Raw genomic sequence first — 21577 nt, forward strand, 5'->3', positions numbered from 1 at the left:
TGGAAAGGTATAAATCAAAGGACGAAACGGACTCCAGCTTTGGGGTCCTTTTCGCATTTCTGGAGGAACGCACATGTTGTATGCCATCCCAAGCGGCGGCGGATGCTTTTGCCCGATTCTACCGCCTATTTGTTACGGAACCGATCCGACCGAGGAGGGAGAAACCGTGCCAGCATTGGAATTGATATCCAAAGGGAAGAACGGATTTGGCGACTCGTATTATTACATCCGTGATTCGAACGGGGTGACCAGTCAAGTCTATGAAAGCGAGTTAGACGCATTCATGAAAAAGAAAGGCGCTACAGAGTTGAGGGAAAGAAGAGCTTATCTGTATCCCAAAAAGAAGGGTAAGGCACGATGAACAAGTGCGGCAGGATGAAAGAAAATCAGCCTTGCGATTAAGAGAAGCAACTTGTAAATATGTCGTTTCTTATTACATTTTCTGAAAGGAACTACGTCAATGAGCTACGTAAGCAAGGAACAAATCGAACGTGCAAAGCAATTGGACCTGCTCACCTATTTGCAATGCTTCGAGCCATACGAACTGGTGCGGTGCTCGCGCAATGCCTATTCGACCCGAACCCACGACAGCCTTAAAATCTCCAACGGTAAATGGTTCTGGTGGTCGAGGGGGATCGGAGGACGTTCTGCGCTAGACTACCTTATTAAAGTAAGAGGCATGTCATTTCCCGATGCGGTGCTGCAAATTGGCGGTAATCCACCCGTTCACATGGCTCCAACTACTCCTGCCATCCAGCAGGATGGTTCAAATACGCGGCTGGAGCTTCCCGAACCGTATGAGACTTCGAATCGCGTCGTCGCTTATCTCTCCAAACGCGGCATTTCTCGCGATGTAATAGATTTTTGTCTCAAAACAGGACGACTGTATGAAAGCCGCCGCTACCACAACGTGGTATTCGTCGGCTTTGATCAACATGGGACTCCACGATATGCGGCGATACGCGGTACGACGAGCACCCGCTATATGGGGGAGGCCACTGGCAGCGACAAGCGGTATTCGTTTGCGATTCCGGCTATGGAATACAGTACGGAGTTGCACCTGTTTGAGAGCGCCATTGATCTGTTATCTTACTGCACGCTGGAGCATCTCGCTGGCCGCGATTGGCGGCAGACGCATAACCTATCACTGGCTGGCATTTATAGGCCTAAAGCAGTTGAAGCGCAAAGTATTCCGCCTGCCGCTCTAGTACAATACTTGCGGAGCTTTCCGCAGGTGAATCAACTAATACTGCATTTGGACAATGATGAACCGGGGCGGTTGGCGGCGACAACGATTCACCATCAACTTTCTTCAGTACTTTCTATTTATGATAAACCTCCCAAGAATGGTAAGGATGTAAACGAAGAGTTAATGGGCTTTCTTCGCCAAAACAAATACCGTTCTAGGTAATAATCGAGCTTTCTAAATGATGAATCTGATCGTTTTCGAAGGTAATATCTTATTTGGAACTCTAGCTAGTATTTGCTGTTCATAGAAAGCTCTTTTTGTATATAATTAACAGTATAAATTTCCGGAAAAGGGGTTTGTACTATGGGGTTCAAATCAAGGTATCAAGGACATTCTGAAATAAAGAGTCCGGAGTCTCTTTTTTATGATCTACGAAATCGAAAAGTCGAAGGTCTATTAGCCCATCAGGCTGACGTATTACGCGTTTATAACGAAAAGTTAGAATCCCCCGACATTGCTATGGAACTCCCAACAGGAAGTGGGAAAACTTTGGTCGGCCTACTCGCTGGAGAATACCGGCGCATTACACGGCAAGAACGAGTTGTATTTCTGTGTCCCACACGGCAGCTTGTGCACCAAGTTGTTGAGGAAGCCAAGCATAAATACGATATTCATCCAATTGCATTTACAGGATCACAAAAAGATTACTTGCCTAGCGACAAATCCAAATACAACGATGGTGAAGCAATTGCGGTTACAACGTACAGTAGCCTATTTAATACGAATCCTTTTTTCCATAATCCACAGTTCATCATTCTTGATGATGCGCATGCTTCAGAAAATTACCTAGTGAAGTACTGGTCATTATCCATTTCTCGATTCAATCATGAAGCTGTGTATAGACAATTACTAGAGATTATTAAAGATGGTCTCCCACAAGAGCAGTACCAACGGATGACCACGGACTCTCCTTCACCTTCAGATCGATCATGGGTGGAAAAGCTCCCTACTCCTTATTTTGTTGAGCGAATTAATAAAATAATACCGTTTCTTGACCAATTCACTTCAGGTATTAGGGATCTCATGTACACTTGGAGTGTTATCAGAGATCACCTTAAATCATGTCATGTTTATCTCAACTGGAGTGGCATATTAATTCGCCCGATAATTCCGCCATCTGAAACACATCGTCCTTTTTCGATGGCAAAACAGCGTCTCTATATGTCTGCGACACTGGGACTTGGCGGTGAACTTGAACGTATCACAGGACGAAGAAAAATTGAGCGCATTAAAGCACCCGAAGGATGGGAGAAACATAGTGTTGGACGTAGATTGTTCTTTTTTCCTGGAACTGCATTAAAAGAGGAAGAAAGTAGCCTTGTGGCAGTCAAGTTGGCTCATGAATCACCACGAACACTATTGCTAGTACCCGATGATCAAACAGCCAATAACTGGATCGAATTTTTTGCTAATCATACAAACAAAAACGTATACCAAGCAGAGGATATAGAAAAAACAAAGGCAGGTTTTATCGGTGATGAAAATGCTGTTGCTATTTTGGCAAATCGCTATGACGGCATAAACCTAGCAGGTGATGAATGTAGGCTTGAAATTATGTTAGGATTGCCCACGGCAGCTAATCTGCAAGAAAGGTTTCTGGAAACCAGAATGGTAGCAAGTATCCTCTTACAGGATCGAGTTCGTACGAGAGTTGTGCAAGCCATAGGCCGTTGCACAAGAAGCGCTACCGATTACTCCGCAGTATGTATTTTAGGGGATGATTTGCAGGATCGCTTATTACAGAAAGAAAACCTAAGGCTCTACCATCCCGAGCTTCAAGCTGAACTAACATTTGGAAATGAGGAATCCAAACAGACTCAATCAGTGGATGAATTTGTTGAGTTGTATCGATACTTTCTAAATCAGAGCAGTCCGGAATGGCGCAATGCAGATAAAGAAATTATTGCGAGACGTAATGATGCCAATCAAACGCCAGATCCTCTTATGAAGGTACTGGAAGATGCGGTAACGTTTGAACTTGATTACCAGCAGGCAATCTGGGCAGGTAATTATGTTGGTGCTCTTGAGAAAGCGAATAGAGTTGCGAGCTTGCTAAGTGGGGATGAACTCAAAGGTTATCGTGGATTCTGGTATTATCTTGCAGGTAGTGCTGCATGGCTTGCTGGAACATTGAATCTAAACACTAATGATTATTCATCCATTTCTCGTCAACGTTTTCAACAAGCTGCGGCGTGTACATTATCGGTTACTTGGTTAAGAAACTTGGTGGAATCCGAATCAGCTTCTGGGCAACAAATCGTAGACGATCCTTATCTTCCATTTATAATCGAGAGATTAGAAATGGAACTAACTACTATGGGAACGACCAGTGATGCAAAGTTTGAAAAGCGAGTTAAGAATATACTTGAAGGAATTAGCAATAACACCGATGGCAATCTTTTTGAACGTGCACATGAAGATTTAGGGAAATTACTCGGATATCTCGCAGGAAACTCTGACGAAAGGACAGCGCCTGACCCTTGGTGGATAGCAGGCAATAATTTTTGTTTAGCGGCTGAAGACTACACAGAAACGGACGGAACAAAACCTATTCCTGCATACAAAGTTCGACAGGCGAACGACCATCCCACGTGGATTTCACGCAAAGTTGAGGGGCTTTCAGCGAGTACGACATATGTTCGTGTTATCATCACTCCTTCAGTTACTGTAGAAGCCAGTGCTCTGAATATCGCCCAGGATATCGCTTACTGGAATCAATCAGATTTCGTTCAATGGGCGCACAAAGCTGCTCAGGTATTACGTACTTTACGTCTTGATTTTACTGGTGTGGGGAATGAGAATTGGAGGGTGAAAGCAATGCATGCTTACCGAGATGCAGGACTTGATCCTACCTCTATCCAGAAACTTCTTGCGGCATCTCCCCTTACAAAATTAAAACCACAATGATCGTAACTAGTCATTAAGACGTCGGTGTATTGTTAATATGAAAACGGACTATGAAAGGCGCTGAGTGAATCGGCGTCTTTTTTTGTTTTCAGGGGTCTCCTCTCTATTCCCGGCAGGTGCCTTTCAGGGCAACGCGAGACGAATGTCTCGTGTTGCAGCAAGCACTGAATTTGGTCTCCCAAATTCGCTTGTTAGGGGCAAGCCCCTAATACCCCTGCCTCAACAGCACGCTGTTTTATTAAGAATATAGGTTTCAGCAATGACTGGTATTTTTTCAGAAACGGTAGAATCCATTTCGCATTTTCATGCGGGCCATTTCCTTTGAAGAAAGAAGTGAACATGATGAGAAGACGAGCGATTCGCATTCAGGTATGGGTGAACCATGATGAAAACGCAAAACTTCAAGCGAGTGCGAAGAAATCGGGACTTTCACAGGAAGGTTATATTCGATCTCTGATTAATGGTTATGTTCCGAAGGCGATGCCGCCAACGGACTATTTCGCTATGATGCGTGAACTGCACGCTATCGGCAATAACCTTAACCAACTCGCAGCGAAGGCCCATGCGACAGGTCATTTGGATCGGGCGTCTTTTCAGGAGGAAGCGGGTCACTTGCGCCGCACCGTCCAGCAGATTCAACAAGCCGTGACAGCACCGGAACCGAGAACCGAGCTACAAGGAAATTCTAACGTACATCCACCGTAAAGGGGACAGCGCACATGGCGACAACCGCAATATGGGACGTTACCGACCGCCTCAAGCGTGTGCTGGATTACGCCACCAATCCCGATAAGACCGATCAAGCGCGTGTAGCACATGATGATTTACAGCAGGTGCTCGCTTATACTAGCGCGGATGCCAAAACGGAAAAACAGCTTTACGTCAGCGGGATCAACTGCGATCCGCTGACCGCCTACGAGCAAATGCAGCGAACCAAACGACAATTTCACAAGACCGATGGCATTGTGGCTTTTCATGGGTATCAGGCGTTTGCACCGGGCGAAACGACGCCGGAAATGGCACATGCCATTGGCTTCAAACTGGCGCGGGAGCTATGGGGGGAGCGCTTTGAAGTCGTTGTATCGACTCATTTGGACAAGGAGCACTTGCACAATCATTTCGTACTTAATGCGGTGTCGTTTCTGGACGGTAAACGTTATTACGATAACAAAGCCTCTTACGCGCTGATGCGGCAAACATCTGATCGACTTTGCCGGGAGCATGCCTTATCGGTCATCGAGCAGCCGGAACCGGGTAAGGCCAAGCATTACGGCGAGTGGCGAGCGGAACAGGAAAACAAGCCGACTTGGCGCGGATTGATTCGCGAGGACATCGACGCCGCAATCGCTGCTGCCATGACGATGACGCAATTTTTCGCGATCCTTCAAAAGCAGGGTTATGAAATGAAGTCGAACGTCAAGCATTTGGCGGTACGCCCGCTGGGCAAAGAGCGGTTTGTTCGATTGCGCAGTCTTGGCGACGAATACACGGAGCAGGCGATAAAAGAGCGCATTCTGCAAAACCAGCTACCGCAGCGTCAGCCACCGGTGCCGTTGCCGCGGCGCAGACGAGCCGTCATCGTGCGCAGCACCCTGCACATCGGACGTAGATTTAGCGGTCTGCAAGCCTTGTATCTGCGGTACTTATTCAAGATGGGGATTCTGCCCCATTCCCGTGCGTCCCTCAAACGGACGTCTTTTTTATTACGTGAAGACTTGCGGCACCTGACGGCCATCACGGAGCAAACCAAGCTGCTGTGTCGTCATCGTATTTCCAGTACGGATCAATTGATGGGTTATCTTGACGGGTTGCAAGCAGAGTTGAAACAAGGATACGGCTCCCGCAAAATGCTGTACAACCGATTTCGCCGCTGTCAACTTCCCGAGCAAATCGAATCGTATAAGTCGCAAATTGCCGAACTTTCCCGTCAGCTTGCGAAGCTCCGAAAGGAGGTGAGGCTTTGTACGGGCATTCTTGCCCGATCCGACGAACTGGCAAACAAGCTGCAACGTAACGAGGAAGACCAATCAACACGAAGGGAGGCCAATGTCCATGAGCAGCGGAACCGAGGCGGCCGATCAGGTCGTCAGCATGAGTCTTCGTGGCATTGAGGTCATGGCGAAAATTTCCGGCGAAGGTGCAAAGCATCTGGCCGTTTATTTGTTCGCCGCCCTGCAAGGGCAAAAGCGAACAAGAGGCCGCATTCGTCTGGAAAGCTTGCTGCGCAGCGGCAAGGAACTGAAGGTGTTTGCAGTACGAAATGAAGACTTGCCGACTTTTTGCAAAGAAGCGAAGCGGTACGGTGTCCTCTATTGCGCGCTGCGTGACAAGAAAAATGTGGACGGGCTTTGCGATGTCATGGTGCGGGCCGAGGATGCGTCCAAGATCAACCGAATCGTTGAACGCTTCAAGCTGGCGACCGTAGATACGGCCAGCATCAAGCAGGAGATTGTGAAGTCCCGCAGCGAGAAGCAGTCGGACGAGCGTAAAGGAGAGGCGCAAGAACTGGAGCAAGTCTTGGCAGCGCCCGAAGGTGGGACCAGCGAGCCTCCAGCTTCAAACGAGGGCGTGGCAGTCGGTGAGGATTTTTTGGACGATCTGTTGGGAAAGCCCGAGCCGGCGGCGGAGGTTCAGCCGGTAAACGAGCAGCAGGGAACCGATCATCCGGCGGCCGAGGAGTGGGAGGTCGAGCGAACGGAACCGGAGCGTCCGCTTCCCCTCCTGCCGACACAGGAGGAGAGGACAACGGAACCATCCTTTCCGTCCGCGCCTACCTCCGAGCGCAGCGCGGCATACGAAAAGGTTACGATTGACCCTGAAAAGCCGAAGGAAAAAGTGTCCGTCCGCCAATTGCTACGGGAAATTCGGGAGGAAAACCGGGCGGCAGAGACCAGACGGCGGCAGCAGGTGCAAGAACCATCATTGCCTAAGCGCAGAGATCGCGGGAAGTCGGCGTCCGGCAGTAAAGCGTCCGTTCCGATGACCGGAGGTCGAAAGCGAGGGAAATCGAAATGAGCGAACTGGACGAGTTATTCCAGCCCCATGTCACGACGACCTCCGGTCAGCGTGAGCAGCCGTTCGACAAAGAAGCATGGGCGCAAAAAAAGCAAGAATTGCGGCAGTGGACGTATGAGACGATTGACACTGCCACAGCCGCCATTGCTCAAAACGGCGAACAATTTCAGCATTATCTGGACGTACAAAGCCGTTTTGATCTCTACAGCGTCGCGAATGCGCTGCTTATTCTCGCGCAGCGCCCAGATGCCACTCGCATTGCTGATTTTGATAGTTGGAAAGAACAAGGCGTCTATATCCGTCGCAAGGAAACCGGATTTTACATCTTGGAGCCAGGCGAGGAATACAAGCGGGAAGATGGGAGTACCGCAATCAGCTACAACCCCAAGAAGATGTTCGACGTTGCGCAAACAACCGCACCGAAAAAGGAACCGCCGATCTACCCGGATGACCGCTCACGCATTAAGGCGTTGATGGATCGGTCACCTGTTCCGATTACGATTGGAGATGGCTTGCCTGCGGAAGTTCATGCGCTTTATCAGCCGGATACGCTAAGCATCGTGATACGTCGCGGACTGGGGGCCGGTGACATTTTTCGGGCGCTCGCACAGGAGCTGGCGCATGCGGAGATCGATCGCGGCCATAACGACTACAGCCGCTCCCATTACAATTTCCAAGCTTACTGCGGCGCGTATATGCTTTGCAAAAAGTTCGGCGTCGGGACGGCTTCCTTCCGCTTCGGCCGGGTTCATGAACGGCTCAAGGAATTGGAGCCGCAGCAAATTCGCGCCGAGCTGACGGTGATGAAGGATGTGGCACATGGCATTTCCCGTCGTATGCACGGTATGCTGGCCCAGCAGCGACAGCAGCAACCGAATCGCAGCGATTCCACCCGATAGTCGTGGCATGAATCTGCTTTTCATATTTCTGTTGGGAGGAGTGGCGATGAAAGAGGAAGAACGCATCCTGAGAATGGATCATTACGAGCATGGCATTGTCATCAACGCCTTGAATGCGCTGCGCAACGACTTGATCGGCCAGCAGCGGCCGACCGATCCTGTTGACGATTTACTGCTCAAAGCGATTGACGCTCCCTATCAAAAAGTAAAGCGCCGGAGTCATCATGCAGCGCGCTGAAACCGCAAGGAGTAATCTTTTACTCTTTGCGGTTTTTTTTATTCCGGTCGTGTGGGCGGCGCTGCTTGCCGCCCCTGCTTTGTCAAAGGGATTACCCGCACTTCTGCTGTATCTCAGCGAGGCGATTAACCATCCCTTCCAGATTCAATGGGTCGAGGATACGCCGCGAAGCTTGTTGCTGTTCACGCTGACTTACGGGATTTCGGTCGGCATCTACTTGGCGTCGCCGCGCAACTATCGGCGGCGCGAAGAACACGGCAGCGCACGATGGGGCAAGGCCAGACGCATCAATGCCAAGTACCACGACAAGCAACCGGAACAAAACAAAATTCTGACGCAGCAGGTACGCATCGGCTTGGATGGCCGCAAGCATCGCCGGAACCTGAATGTTCTTGTCGTCGGCGGTTCCGGTTCCGGCAAAACACGGTTTTACGCCAAGCCGAACGTCATGCAGGCGCATACGTCCTTTGTCGTGCTCGATCCCAAGGGCGAAATTTTGCGCGATACCGGGCATCTGCTCAAGTCCGAAGGCTATGACATCAAGGTGCTGGACCTCATCAATCCGCACCGTTCGCATGGCTACAATCCATTCGCTTATTTGCAAGACGACAAGGATGTTCTCAAGCTGGTCACCAATCTGATCCGCAATACGACACCAAGGGGCAGCAATACCAATGATCCCTTTTGGGAGCGATCCGAGACCGCTTTGCTGGAAGCGCTCGTGCTATACCTGCTATATGAAGCACCGCCCGAGGAGCAAAATTTCCCAATGGTCATGGAAATGATCGCGGCTGCGGAGGTGCGGGAGGAGGACGAAACGTACCAAAGCCCACTCGATGAACTGTTTGAGCGGCTGGCCATGCGCGACCCGGAACACCTTGCCGTCAAGCAGTACAACATTTTCAAGCTGGCTGCCGGCAAGACGGCCAAGTCCATTTTAATTGGCCTCGGCGTTCGGTTGGAGAAGTTCAACTTGCATACGATTGCGGGGATGAGCATGGTCGACGAAATGGAATTGCCCGTTATGGGGGAGAAGAAGACAGCGATGTTTGCCGTCATTCCCGATAACGACAGCAGCTTCAACTTCATTGTCGGCATGCTCTACACGCAGCTTTTTCAATGCTTGATGTACGAGGCGGACTATCGGCATGGCGGGCGTCTCCCGGTTCATGTTCACTTTGTCATGGACGAGTTCGCCAATGTAGCGCTTCCCGACGAATTTGACAAGCTGCTCTCCACGATGCGCAGCCGGGAAATTTCCGTTTCTATCATTTTGCAAAATTTAGCGCAGCTCAAGGCGCTGTACAAGGACGCATGGGAATCGATTGTGGGCAACTGCGACGAATTTTTGTACTTGGGCGGCAACGAACAGTCTACCCACAAATACGTCTCGGAGCTGCTTGGCAAGGAAACGATAGACACCAATACCTACGGCCAGAGCAAGGGGAGAAACGGCAGCTACTCGGTCAACTACCAGCAATCAGGCCGCGAATTGCTCACACCCGATGAGGTAAGGTTGCTGGATAACCGCTTTTGCCTGCTCTTTATTCGTGGCGAACATCCAGTCCAGGACGACAAATATGATTTGCTCAAGCATCCTCATGTCTCGCTCACGACGGATGGTAACGGTCTTCCCTATCAGCATGGCGGAACGGAACACGCTTTGGACTGGCAATCCGTGCTCCTTCATGAAGACGGGGATTATGAACTTCTTTCGGAAGAAGAAGTAGAGTCGCTATTTTTACGAAGGGAATGATGAACTTGAAAATGAAAACGAAACGGCTGCTGGCCCTGTACATTGTGCTGATCTTGACGGGAACTGTATTCGTCTCCTCTGCTTATGCAGAAGGCGATCCGATGACGACAGTCAACAACCTATCCACGTTTATATTCGGTTTAATCCGTGCGATCGGCATGATTATTCTTGGCTTTGGCATTGTTCAGATCGGGTTGTCGCTAAAGTCACATGACCCTTCCCAGCGCGCAAACGGGTTTCTGACACTCGCCGGAGGGGTCATTATTACGTTTACGAAGGAAATTCTTGCCCTGATTGCCGGATGAGCTTGAAGCTTTTGCATAAGGGGGGCGGACGATTCGTCTGTCCCCTGTTTACGGAAGGGGTGAGAATATGGCAAAAAACAGTTGGGTCATCGATAATCTCGAAAATGCTTTGGATACCTGGAACGAGAAGATGAATGAAATTTGGCATCTTGTTACCCAATCACCGGCGGATTTTAAGGGCGGCGGCGTATGGCGTGTGATTATTGATATTCACGGTGCGTTGCAAGCTACGGGATTGGCACTCCTGGTCTTATTTTTTGTGATTGGCGTTGTGAAGACGACCGGCAGCTTTGCGGAAGTGAAAAGGCCGGAGTTGGCCGTCAAGCTGTTTATCCGATTTGTGCTCGCCAAGGCGGTCGTAACCTATGGGCTGGAGTTGATGATGGCTCTCTTTACGATTGTACAGGGGATCATCTCAACGATGATGGGACGCTCCGGGTTTGGAACGACAGAGGCTATGGCCTTGCCGGATACGGTAGCGCAAGCGATTGAAGACGTTGGCTTCTGGCAAAGCATTCCGCTGTGGATCGTCACCATTCTCGGCAGTTTGTTCATTACGGTGCTATCCTTTGTGATGATCCTTTCGGTGTACGGACGCTTTTTCCGTATCTATTTGTATACGGCAATAGCCCCCGTTCCGCTGTCCGCATTTGCGGGGGAGCCAAGCCAAAATATCGGCAAGTCGTTCCTGAAAGGATACGCGGCAGCGTGTCTGGAAGGCGCGATTATTGTATTGGCGTGTATCATTTACTCCGCCTTTGCTACCGCTCCTCCAGCCGTCGATGCTAATGCGGGCGCGGTTACGATGGTATGGACATATATCGGGGAACTCATTTTCAATATGCTCGTTCTCGTAGGTACAGTGAAGATGGCAGATCGCATCGTGCGCGAAATGATGGGACTGTAACCACCTTGTGAATGATGGGTGTTATCGGATTGCGGTCAGAAAAAGCTTCAACAGCGCCAAAGCATCCTTACGCTGCTTCTCTGTGCATTGATTGAGCGCAGCCATAATCAATGCTGTTTCATCGTAAGGTGTGGCGCTCTCCTCTTGACCCAGAAGCAATTCATTAGGAGAAAGCTTGAGCAAATTGCAAATGCTGAACATCGTTTCAATGGACATCCCGGCTTTACCTCGTTCAATATCGGCGCAAAATCTTGGGACCCGTCCAATTCGTTCAGCCAGTTGTTCACGAGAAATTTCCAAAGCCTCTCGTTGCTTCCGAATGTGTTGCCCCACCTTCTTTTTATCGTAACCAATCATCAAGCGTCACCTCTTTAAAGGGGATGAGTTTATAACTTCCATTATGGAGAAGCACACAATTGACATAAATGAGATTAAAACTTACCATCGAAGTAGTCTTCTAACATACACCGTGTTTCATTCAAAAATGTCGGCTCTCACAATAAAAACGGGAGGATGGATAAATGGACGAATTGTTAAGAGAGATGGAAGAGGAGCGGCGAAAGCTGAATACGCTTGGTGAACAGTTAATAAAGCAATCCATTTCTTTATCCGGCCATCAAGCATTTCAAGAGCAAAGTCAGAAGGTCGATCAGCTAGTAGCCCGCTATCATCACATGAAAGCCAAGCGGAAGCAGCAGGTAAGGTAAAAGAATTGTGGGGGGAAGCAGGCAATGGAAATTCCACCGTGGTTTCGAACAGCTATTCAAGGTCGATTGGACTACGTTTCAGCGCGAATCGAACATCATTCCGATCTAAAGCGTGTTCGTGCTGAAGAAAAGAAAGCATTTCAATCCTTGTTTGCTGGTATGGATATGGAGCGCATGCCTGAATTTGATGTTTGGGAGGACAAACACCATTTTAAGCAAGCGATTATGAATGAGTGGTTATATTTACAAGGGATGAAGGATGGTTTTCAGCTTGCTGTGGAACTATTGAGCAATCCTGTGCCATTTGATAACGACACACTGATCAAACCTGAACGCAACGAGCCTGAGGCGTAGACTGCTCATCCGGGAGGGATAAAAGTGGAAGTGAAAATCAACCGGGAAATCCGGGACTATACGGAAAGCTTGTTCTTCGGACTGTCCTTGCGGCAGTTCTTTTTTTCTGTTCTGGCGGTCGCTGCGGCGATTGGGCTGTACTTCGGATTGCGCAGTCACTTCGGGCTGGAAACGCTCAGTTGGATGTGCATATTGGGAGCAGTTCCCTGCGCGGCGCTCGGATTTATCCGCTATCACGGTATGACGGCGGAGCAACTATTGTGGGCGTATGTGAAGTCGGAGTTCCTGATGCCAAAACGGCTCGTTTTCCGCTCGACCAACATGTACTACGAAGCGCTGAAAGGAAGCCTGCACAAGCGCGAGCAAGAAAGGATGAAGCGTAATGATTAAGACGCTCAGGCGCACCATGAAGCAGGACAAGGAACGGTCTGTCATTCCCAAAAGCGTACAACAAGCGATCCCGATCCGCGCCATCTGGCCGGACGGGATTTTTGCTGTCGGCAACAAATTCTCGAAGTCATTCCGTTTCGCGGACATCAACTACGCTGTCGCATCGCGAGAGGACAAGGAGACGATGTTCCTCTCCTACTCCGAACTGCTCAATTCGTTTGACAGCGGCGCGACGACGAAGATTACGATTCACAATCGGCGGCTTAATCAGGCAGATGTGGAACGTTCCGTTCTTATTCCGCTCCAGCACGACGAGCTGGATGCGTATCGGCAGGAGTACAACGACATGTTGCTTGGCAAAGCGACTGGCGGCAACACCAACGGGACGATTCAAGAGAAATACATCACGATTTCCGTCGTAAAAAAGAACGTGGATGAAGCCCGCCATTACTTCGCGAGGGTCGGCACGGAGTTGACGGCACATTTCTCTCGTCTCGGCTCGAAATGTACCGAGCTTGATGCGACTGACCGCCTAGGCATTCTGCATGACTTCTTTCGGATTGGCGAGGAAGCCGATTTTCGCTTTGACATGCAGGAGATGATGCGCAAAGGGCACGACTTCAAAGATTACATTTGCCCGGACACCTTCGAGTTTGCAAAAGATCATTTTCGGATGGGCGACTACTACGGTCGGGTCATCTTTCTGCGCGATTACGCAAGCTACATCAAGGACAGCATGATAGCCGAACTGTGCGACATGAACCGCAACTTGCTGCTGTCGCTCGATGTCATCCCGATCCCGACTGACGAAGCTGTCCGTGAGGTGGAAAACCGCCTGCTCGGTGTGGAGACAAACATTACGAACTGGCAGCGACGGCAAAATCGCAACAACAACTTTTCTGCTGTCGTCCCTTACGACATGGAGCAGCAGCGCAAAGAGAGCAAGGAATTTCTTAGCGACCTGACCACCCGCGACCAGCGGATGATGTTCGGACTACTTACGATGGTACATGTCGCGGACAGCAAGGAACAACTCGATAGCGATACGGAGACATTGCTTACTACGGCCCGCAAGCATTTGTGTCAGTTTTCCACGCTCTCCTATCAGCAAATGGACGGTCTGAATACGGTGCTACCGTATGGATTGCGAAAGGTTCATGCTTTGCGGACACTCACGACCGAAAGTACGGCTGTCTTTATTCCATTTCGGGCACAGGAGATCATCCATCCGGGAGGCAGTTATTACGGGCAAAATGTGATCAGCAAAAACATGATTATTGCAAACCGTAAGCAGTTGCTAAACGGAAACAGTTTTATCCTCGGCGTATCCGGTTCCGGTAAAAGCTTCGCCGCGAAACGGGAAATCGTCAACCAGATATTGGCGAGCGATGACGACATTATCCTGATTGACCCGGAGCGGGAGTATTCCGCTCTGGTAAATGCGCTGGGTGGCGAGACGATTCACATATCTGCTACTTCGTCGAATCATATCAATGCGATGGATATGAACCGGGATTATGGCGACGGAGCCAATCCGATCATTCTTAAGTCGGAATTCGTCCTGTCGTTGTGCGAGCAGTTGATCGGAGGACATCAGCTTGGAGCCAAGGAGAAGTCGCTCATCGATCGCTGTACCGCCGCTGTGTACCGCAAGTATTTGCGGAGCAACTATAAGGGACAACCGCCGACATTGCAGGATTTTCGCGCGGAACTGCTCAAGCAAGCAGAACCGGAGGCGCAGGACATCGCGCTGGCCATTGAATTATTTACTTCCGGCAGTCTGAATACGTTCGCCCAATCGACCAACGTCAACGTCCACAATCGGCTCATTTGCTACGATATTCTCGACTTGGGCAAGCAGCTTCTTCCCATCGGCATGCTGGTCGTACTCGACAACATCTTGAATCGGATTACGCAAAATCGCGCTAGAGGCAAGAATACGTTTATCTTTATTGATGAAATCTACCTTCTGTTCCAGCACGAATACAGCGCCAACTTTCTGTTCACGCTCTGGAAACGTGTCCGAAAGTATGGCGCTTTTTGCACAGGGATTACGCAAAATGTGGACGATCTGCTGCAAAGTCATACAGCCCGTACCATGCTTGCAAACAGTGAATTCATCGTCATGCTGAATCAGGCCAGCACCGACCGGACGGAGCTTGCCGAGTTGCTCAACATTTCGGACCTGCAACTGTCCTACATTACGAATGTTGACGCCGGGAATGGTCTGATGAAGGTCGGCAGTTCCCTCGTACCGTTTACCGACAAGTTCCCGCGGCACACGAAACTGTATGGCCTAATGACAACGAAGCCCGGAGAGTAATGGATAAACAGCAGTAGGCGGCTGGTCGCAAACAGGATCAGCCGCTTAAGCACTAATATACATCTCTCATGGACTCTTCACCAGTAAATCTTGGCTGTTAGGAAACTTACAATGTTCTGCCGAGTATTCGCATTCCATAGTTTCTGTCACTTCTTTACAAAACATTAATGGGCAGTTTATCCAATTCATCATTTCAAAATGCATGCTTTTTGATACGCTGGAAAAATGCCTGTATTTACGTTTCAAAATATCCTAAATTAACTTTAGAGACGTTTCATAAATGTATATTTTGAGACTAATATGGGGAGAAAGCACACATGAAGCTGGGATATGGCCGTGTGTCGGCTAAAGATCAAAATCCGGAACGGCAGCTCGTCAAGTTCCGGGAGCTGGGCATCGAAGATCGGTTTATTTTTGTCGATAAGCAGAGCGGCAAGGACTTCGACCGCCCACGCTTTCAGGCGATGAGTCTGATGATCCGGGAGGGCGACTTGGTTTATATTGATGCGCTGGACCGGCTGGGCCGGGACTACGATGGGATCATTAGAGAATGGAAGTATATTACGCGGGAGATCGGAGCAGACATCGTATGCCTGGATAACGAAACGTTATTCGATTCCCGAAAGTTTAAAACGATGGGCGATTTCGGCAAGGTAATGGAGGATCAGTTTTTAAGTCTGCTGGCGTATGTGGCCGAACAGGAACGGAAGAAGAACCGGCAGCGGCAGGCGGAAGGGATCGAGGTTGCCCGGGCGGATGGTGTGACGTTCGGCAGGCCCAAGCAGGAGATCGATGATAAGTTTATCCAGATCTATCGGGAATGGAAATCCGGCCATATCAAGGCTACTGAGGCCATGCGTCAGGCCAGTATGAAGAAGCCCACCTTCTATCGTCGCGTAAAGGAATATGAGGCTTCACAATTGTAACATTCTAAACAAGGGTAGTACCAGCGTAGCTGATACCATCCGCAAAGTAAATGTTATTAAAGAGGTTCGCCAGCATTTCCAAAAATACGTAAAGACGGGGCTAGAGGCAAAAGTAGCCGATTTCACCACGCTAAGAGGTGTAACGGCTATTTTTTGTTGACCAGATATTTTATTTCAACTCTGTGTGATAGATTTTAGGTTGTACCTGTTTTTCTTTTCTTCAAATTAAGTCCTTCGCTTAACATTTTTGATCACTACTTTACTATGGGGAATGCTTGGTATGCTGACCATACTGAAACTTAAATCCTGGTCAGGAACTTCATAATTCATTTGATTCACTAAATAATCGAGACTCACTTTCATGACTTCAATGGTGACCCACTCACCAGCACAGCGATGTCCCATAAAGTAATCGCCACCACCTTGCGGAATGAAGCCGAAGGGGCTTCCGTCCCATTCGGCAAACCGAACCGGATTGAATACCTCAGGATTGTCCCATATTTTAGGGTCATGATTGGTACCATAAAGATCTAGAAAAGTTAATGTGCCTTCTTCAAATTTATAGTTGTTCCAGGTAAATTCTTTTTTTACCAGCGCCGCGACAAACGGAAAAAACGGGTAAAAGCGGCGGACTTCCTGTATAAACATCTGAGCATATTTTTCATTGCCGGATTCAAGTTTCTTCCTTTCTTCTGGATAATGATGTGTTGCCAGTGCTGTGAAATTTATAAATATAGCGATAGCTACAATCGGTCTCAAAATATTGATCACTTCCACAGCAGCGGTCTCTGTATCCAAAAGGTTCCCTTCTAGATCGCGATGCCAGGCAAACCTATGTAACGCAGTATTTTCAGGGGGGGTCACTTTCCCGTTACGAACCTCATTAATGAGTTCTTCGATCCACTTTTCTACCTGATTCCGCGCATGTCTCCCTATCCAATGAGCTGGACCGATAGCAGCTGCCGACTCGAACATCGCTTCCAAATCGTTTGTCAGCTTCTTCACTTCGTCTTCTCGTACCGGTACACCAGCCCACTGGCAGGCTGTCCGGCACATAATTTCCTGCACTTCTTCATAAAGAATAACTTTATCCATCAGTTCCCATTTTTCCACTGCCAGCTCCCACTGTTTTTTTGTAATATCAGTCAGTTTTTCAAGTCCGTCACGAGACATGATCGACATAAACATTTCCTTACGGTGCTTATGGGCCTCTCCATCTAAAGCCTGAACACCATTTTTGCCAAACAATGTTTGTACCACCCGGTTTGGTGCTGCATCTTTCCTTTTGAATTTCTCAGTGTCATAAAAAACTTCCGCAGCTTCCTTTCCTCCCATGCAGATTACTTTCTTTCCAAGCACTCGGGTCTCGAATACATCAGAATTAAAACTGTGACGTCTGTTCAAAATGTACAAATATCCTTCTCTCATAAGACTCAAGCTATGGTCTATTCCTTGTTCACGAGGCATTTGATTTGTATTTGACATATCATCCATCTCCATTGTTCATGAGTAATGATTCTTATTCTTTGTAAAATATTCTTTGTTTATTCACGCTCCGGGCATCCAGATCGGATAAGGCATCGAGTCAGAGCTTGTCGGAGTAGATCGGAATGGTTGTGCTGAATTGGGGCAGTTTGTTTTATGCATTTCTGGCGGTGGCCGCCAATGTAAAGAACTTCGGTTCCACCTGGGAGACACCGTAGTAAAATTAATTTACATATATAACTGTCTACTTTGCTGGTGGTGACAGCTTCGCTAGTACTACCCCAATATTCGGGGGCCAAAAATATTTTCGAAATGAATATTTTTTCTCAAGCCGAGGAATAATCAAATATGTACTTGAATATACGAGGAATTCGGTGTATTATAATAATCAAATTAACATTTGATTGAAGAGGTGAAGATATGAATGGGAAAGAGAAGGACTCATGCGAAATTTACTGTTATAAAGAGCCTAAGGTCCGAAAGGTACAAAATGTACTTGATGGACGAAATGTTCAAAGACCAAGTCAAGGTAATAATCGACTATGAATAACTCTTGGAACAAAGTGATTTATCGATTATGGGCTCCCTTTTATGATTATTTCTTTAATTCTGGCCCTTTTTTAAACGCCCGGAAAAAGATTTTTGAGAACCTCGACATTAAGCCGAGAAGCAAAATTCTTTTTGTGGGCGTAGGTACGGGAGCAGACTTGCAGTTCATTATGGGCAAAGATATTTCTGTTACTGCAATCGACTTGTCATCCGAAATGCTTAATAAAGCAAGAAATACATATGATGCACCAAACTTTACGTTCACAGAAATGGATGCGCAAGATTTGACCTTTTCTCCGGAATCGTTCGATATGGTCATTGCGAATCTGATCCTATCTGTCGTACCCGATCCGGATCAGTGTTTTCAAGAAATGATGCGGGTTACTGGATCTGGGGGACGTATAGTCATTTTCGATAAATTTGCCCCTCCCTCGCAGGAATTGCCCGTAATTAAGAAATTCCTTCGTCCCTTCGTAGCAATGATGGGGACGGACATTGGCCGTCATTTTGAACAAGTCGTAAAACCATACGAAAGCAAGCCATATTCGAGTGGAGGAAGATGAGTCTGCCTTATTTAACGGTATGTATCGGAAAATCATACTTCGTAAAATTGAAGCTTAAATTACTGGCAACATGGCCGGATTGAGGGTGAACGATGCGTAAACAAGACCATAGAGATTTTATTCCAGCTCTAAGATTTCACTGGCTAACATCATTGTATGATCCAATACTTCGCTGGACTATGAGGGAGTCTACCTTCAAGAACAAATTAATTAGACAAATTCAAGTTGATTCGGGGCAGCGAGTGCTTGATCTAGGATGCGGGACCGGTACATTAACCCTTCTTTTAAAACAAGCTTACCCGAAAGCAGAAGTAACCGGACTCGATATTGATCCGAATGTTCTCCAAATTGCAAAGAAAAAAGCAGTGGATATGGGAATGGACATCATATTTAATCAAGGAACGTCGTTTGAACTCCCCTACCCTGACCACTCATTTGATCGTGTTGTCACGAGTCTAATGTTTCATCATTTGACTTTAGAAAATAAACTCCGAACACTTAAAGAAATTTTTCGTGTACTTAAACCACAAGGTGAACTTCACATAGCGGATTGGGGAAAGTCGCAAAATCGGCTCATGCGCATTGCGTTCCTTTCAATCCAAATCCTCGATGGTTTTAAAACGACAGCAGATAATGTAAATGGCCTGATACCGCAAATTATCGATAAGGCCGGTTTTACTAAATCTAAAGAGACGGATAAGTTCATGACAGTATACGGAACCCTTTCTTTATACAAAGCGAAGAAATAAAACAGCAATGCGGTGAAGTTAGCTTCGCTGCTACTGCCCCAATAGCTGTACAGAGTTAACATTTGTTAAATTGTAATGTATAATCAAATAATTATTTGGATATAAGAACATGAAGGCTAAAGAAATATACCAATGGATGGAGTCATTACCATGTCACTCACATTAATTCTTTCCGCTATTGGCACGTTCATCGTGACCAACATTGACGACATTTTTGTACTGATGATCTTTTTCGCACAGATTGAGAAAGCGCGGCACGCACAAGTTGTTCTAGGACAATATCTTGGGTTTGGGTTGCTCGTTGTATTGAGCCTATTAGGGGCTTTCGGATTTACATTTTTGCCGCCCGAATGGGCTGGTTTTCTTGGGTTGATACCCATTTATCTTGGTATCCGAATGTTCCTCAAAAAGGAGGAAGAAGATGAGGCAGAAGAAGCGCTTGAGAAATTGGGCAATCTAAAGTCGCAACCATCAAACAATCGTTTGTTTGGACCACTAACTGGTAAGGTCGCTGCGATTACCTTTGCCAACGGTGGTGATAATCTGGGTATATACATTCCATATTTTACGACCCAAGGGAACGCGTCACTTTTATACATCACGATTGTATTCCTTGTGATGGTCGCCGTATGGTGTTTCCTTGCATACCGGCTGGCAAGCTTCCCGGCCATTCTCAGGATTTTGCAAAAGTATGGAAGTGTCATTGTTCCACTGGTATTTATCGCATTAGGTATTTCGATCATGCTGCATGGTGATTCATTTGCATATCTCATAAGGCTTTTTGGATAACGTTCATGAAAATCGAAATGATGAACTGGAGGGAAACACAATGGTAGTAGGTGACGCAAGCATGCACACTCAGTTGTTGGTAATCGGCGGTGGTTCTGGGGGTTATGTTGCAGCTATACGAGCCGCGCAGCTCGGCAAGAAAGTGTTGCTGGTGGAAAAATCGGAACTTGGAGGTGTATGTCTCAATTGCGGCTGCGTGCCGTCCAAAGCGCTGATATCAGCGGCGCATCGTTATGAACAAATGCTGGAAAGCGGCATATCCGGGTTAAAAGCGAAAGGCGTTGATATTGATTTTTCACAGATTCAACAGTGGAAACAAACGAAAGTGGTGAATCGCCTCAAAACGGGTATTCAATCCTTACTCAAAAAGCATGAAATCTCGGTCTTCAAAGGAGAGGCGCTGTTCATAAACGATCGGGAAGCCCGTCTCTATAATGAACAAGAATCGCTCCGATACCAATTTGACGATTGTATCGTTGCTGTCGGATCGCGCCCAATTGAATTAAAAGCATTCCCGTATGGGAATCGAATTTTGTCCTCCACGGAAGCACTCACCCTTACCGAAATCCCTGAGCGGATGGTCGTCATCGGCGGTGGCTATATCGGTATTGAGCTTGGCCAAATGTACGCGAAGTTCGGCACGAAAGTAACCATTTTGGAAGGTTCACCGTCGATTCTGCCTGGATTCGAGAGTGAAATTACCCGGATTGTCAAAAAAAATCTGGATTCCCTTGGCGTAACGGTATACACGAACGCCATGGCTCAATCCGCCCAACAGTCGGCTGATGAAATCACGGTTACCTTTACGGTAGATCAGACCGAACAACAAGTGACAGCCGATTATGTTCTTGTGACAGTAGGACGCCGACCCAATACTGATGGCGAACTCGGTCTGGACCGGATTGGGGTAAAAATTGGAGAGCGGGGACTGGTCGAAGTCGATCAACAAGGGCGAACGTCTATTCCTCATATTTATGCGATTGGCGATATTATCGCTGGCCCTGCACTGGCGCATAAAGCTTCATACGAAGGAAAAGTAGTTGCTGAAGCCATAGCTGGCCAACCAAGTGCCTTCGACTATAAAGTGATACCTGCGGTCGTGTTTTCCGATCCAGAAATTGCTTCCGTAGGACTTAGCGAACCTGATGCCAAAGAGAAGGGATATGACATCATGGTTGGCAAGTTTCCGTTTGCGGCAAATGCACGTGCTCTCTCTTTGAGTGCGTCCGAGGGATTCGTTAAGCTGGTAGGCGATAAGAAAACAGGTTTGATCCTTGGCGGGCAAATCGTCGGCACAAACGCGTCTGATTTGATTCCGGAAATTGCCCTGGCGATTGAAATGGGGACGACCATGGAAGATCTAGCCCTCACGATTCATGCGCATCCTACACTTGGAGAGTTGTCGGCTGAAGCGGCAGAAGTTGCCCTTGGCTATCCCATTCATATTTAGTTATGTTTTCCTTTGA

Annotated in this window: 22 protein-coding genes; 20 read left to right on the forward strand and 2 right to left on the reverse strand. The window is 47.9% G+C overall.

The genetic code is table 11. The features are described 5' to 3' along the window. Positions 1-73 precede the first annotated feature (73 nt). From ABC336_RS20950 to ABC336_RS21000, 11 genes are all read left to right on the forward strand, one after another. Positions 74-361 (forward strand): hypothetical protein, encoded by a 288-nt coding sequence (locus tag ABC336_RS20950; RefSeq protein WP_038693792.1) that lies wholly within the window; start codon positions 74-76, stop codon positions 359-361. 99 nt (positions 362-460) lie between these two features. Beyond that, positions 461-1411: a DUF3991 domain-containing protein gene (locus tag ABC336_RS20955; protein WP_413240486.1), complete on the forward strand. Its 951-nt coding sequence runs from the start codon at positions 461-463 to the stop codon at positions 1409-1411. Between the two features lie 141 nt (positions 1412-1552). Next, positions 1553-4156, forward strand: a complete 2604-nt coding sequence (locus ABC336_RS20960) for a DEAD/DEAH box helicase (RefSeq protein ID WP_413240487.1) — start codon at positions 1553-1555, stop codon at positions 4154-4156. 321 nt (positions 4157-4477) lie between these two features. After that, on the forward strand, positions 4478-4861 hold the full coding sequence (locus ABC336_RS20965; RefSeq protein ID WP_413240488.1) for a plasmid mobilization protein: 384 nt from the start codon (positions 4478-4480) through the stop codon (positions 4859-4861). Between the two features lie 14 nt (positions 4862-4875). Further along, positions 4876-6267 (forward strand): relaxase/mobilization nuclease domain-containing protein, encoded by a 1392-nt coding sequence (locus ABC336_RS20970; protein WP_413240489.1) that lies wholly within the window; start codon positions 4876-4878, stop codon positions 6265-6267. Then, entirely contained in the window at positions 6209-7171 is a 963-nt protein-coding gene (locus ABC336_RS20975; RefSeq protein ID WP_413240490.1) for a PcfB family protein, read from the forward strand. The genes ABC336_RS20970 and ABC336_RS20975 overlap by 59 nt, the downstream gene beginning before the upstream one ends. Continuing rightward, entirely contained in the window at positions 7168-8070 is a 903-nt protein-coding gene (locus ABC336_RS20980) for a hypothetical protein (protein ID WP_413240491.1), read from the forward strand. The genes ABC336_RS20975 and ABC336_RS20980 overlap by 4 nt, the downstream gene beginning before the upstream one ends. Before the next feature lie 46 nt (positions 8071-8116). Next, positions 8117-8308 carry a hypothetical protein gene (locus tag ABC336_RS20985; protein ID WP_029193988.1) on the forward strand — a complete coding sequence of 64 codons (192 nt, stop codon included), beginning with the start codon at positions 8117-8119 and terminating at the stop codon, positions 8306-8308. Beyond that, positions 8295-10064, forward strand: coding sequence for a VirD4-like conjugal transfer protein, CD1115 family (locus ABC336_RS20990; protein ID WP_413240492.1), 1770 nt, complete (start codon positions 8295-8297; stop codon positions 10062-10064). The genes ABC336_RS20985 and ABC336_RS20990 overlap by 14 nt, the downstream gene beginning before the upstream one ends. Before the next feature lie 11 nt (positions 10065-10075). After that, positions 10076-10369 (forward strand): glutamyl-tRNA amidotransferase, encoded by a 294-nt coding sequence (locus ABC336_RS20995; RefSeq protein ID WP_459564713.1) that lies wholly within the window; start codon positions 10076-10078, stop codon positions 10367-10369. A 67-nt stretch (positions 10370-10436) separates the two neighbouring features. Continuing rightward, positions 10437-11276 carry a VirB6/TrbL-like conjugal transfer protein, CD1112 family gene (locus tag ABC336_RS21000; RefSeq protein WP_413240493.1) on the forward strand — a complete coding sequence of 280 codons (840 nt, stop codon included), beginning with the start codon at positions 10437-10439 and terminating at the stop codon, positions 11274-11276. Between the two features lie 21 nt (positions 11277-11297). Here ABC336_RS21000 and ABC336_RS21005 read toward each other — a convergent pair whose 3' ends face one another. Continuing rightward, the gene (locus ABC336_RS21005; RefSeq protein WP_413240494.1) at positions 11298-11633 is read right to left on the reverse strand and encodes a helix-turn-helix domain-containing protein; all 336 of its coding nucleotides are present in this window, start codon (positions 11631-11633) and stop codon (positions 11298-11300) included. A gap of 164 nt (positions 11634-11797) precedes the next feature. Between ABC336_RS21005 and ABC336_RS21010 the strand changes: the two genes are divergently transcribed. The 5 genes from ABC336_RS21010 (at position 11798) to ABC336_RS21030 (ending at position 15976) form a co-directional block, all read left to right on the forward strand. Further along, positions 11798-11983 (forward strand): aspartyl-phosphate phosphatase Spo0E family protein, encoded by a 186-nt coding sequence (locus ABC336_RS21010; RefSeq protein WP_413240495.1) that lies wholly within the window; start codon positions 11798-11800, stop codon positions 11981-11983. Positions 11984-12007: 24 nt separating this feature from the next. Next, positions 12008-12337: a hypothetical protein gene (locus ABC336_RS21015; RefSeq protein WP_413240496.1), complete on the forward strand. Its 330-nt coding sequence runs from the start codon at positions 12008-12010 to the stop codon at positions 12335-12337. A gap of 24 nt (positions 12338-12361) precedes the next feature. Continuing rightward, positions 12362-12727 (forward strand): PrgI family protein, encoded by a 366-nt coding sequence (locus ABC336_RS21020; protein WP_413240497.1) that lies wholly within the window; start codon positions 12362-12364, stop codon positions 12725-12727. Continuing rightward, on the forward strand, positions 12720-15050 hold the full coding sequence (locus ABC336_RS21025; protein ID WP_413240498.1) for a VirB4-like conjugal transfer ATPase, CD1110 family: 2331 nt from the start codon (positions 12720-12722) through the stop codon (positions 15048-15050). Before ABC336_RS21020 ends, ABC336_RS21025 begins: the two co-directional genes overlap by 8 nt. A 317-nt stretch (positions 15051-15367) precedes the next feature. Then, positions 15368-15976, forward strand: coding sequence for a recombinase family protein (locus ABC336_RS21030; RefSeq protein WP_413240499.1), 609 nt, complete (start codon positions 15368-15370; stop codon positions 15974-15976). A 225-nt stretch (positions 15977-16201) separates the two neighbouring features. On the opposite strand, the gene cypC is transcribed toward ABC336_RS21030, so the two are convergent. Continuing rightward, complete coding sequence (gene cypC / locus ABC336_RS21035) at positions 16202-17461, reverse strand: CYP152 family fatty-acid peroxygenase CypC (RefSeq protein WP_413240500.1); 1260 nt, start codon at positions 17459-17461, stop codon at positions 16202-16204. 542 nt (positions 17462-18003) lie between these two features. On the opposite strand from cypC, the gene ABC336_RS21040 reads away from it, so the two are divergent. The 4 genes from ABC336_RS21040 to lpdA all read left to right on the forward strand — a co-directional run bounded on the left by ABC336_RS21040 (position 18004) and on the right by lpdA (position 21561). Then, complete coding sequence (locus tag ABC336_RS21040; RefSeq protein WP_413240501.1) at positions 18004-18573, forward strand: class I SAM-dependent methyltransferase; 570 nt, start codon at positions 18004-18006, stop codon at positions 18571-18573. Positions 18574-18665: 92 nt separating this feature from the next. Further along, complete coding sequence (locus ABC336_RS21045; protein ID WP_413240502.1) at positions 18666-19322, forward strand: class I SAM-dependent methyltransferase; 657 nt, start codon at positions 18666-18668, stop codon at positions 19320-19322. Positions 19323-19472: 150 nt separating this feature from the next. Next, the gene (locus ABC336_RS21050; RefSeq protein WP_413240503.1) at positions 19473-20111 is read left to right on the forward strand and encodes a CadD family cadmium resistance transporter; all 639 of its coding nucleotides are present in this window, start codon (positions 19473-19475) and stop codon (positions 20109-20111) included. A gap of 40 nt (positions 20112-20151) precedes the next feature. After that, the gene (gene lpdA, locus ABC336_RS21055) at positions 20152-21561 is read left to right on the forward strand and encodes a dihydrolipoyl dehydrogenase (RefSeq protein WP_413240504.1); all 1410 of its coding nucleotides are present in this window, start codon (positions 20152-20154) and stop codon (positions 21559-21561) included. Positions 21562-21577 lie beyond the last annotated feature (16 nt).

Source organism: Paenibacillus jepli (genome assembly GCF_047238105.1).
Taxonomy (GTDB): Bacteria; Bacillota; Bacilli; order Paenibacillales; family Paenibacillaceae; genus Paenibacillus_D.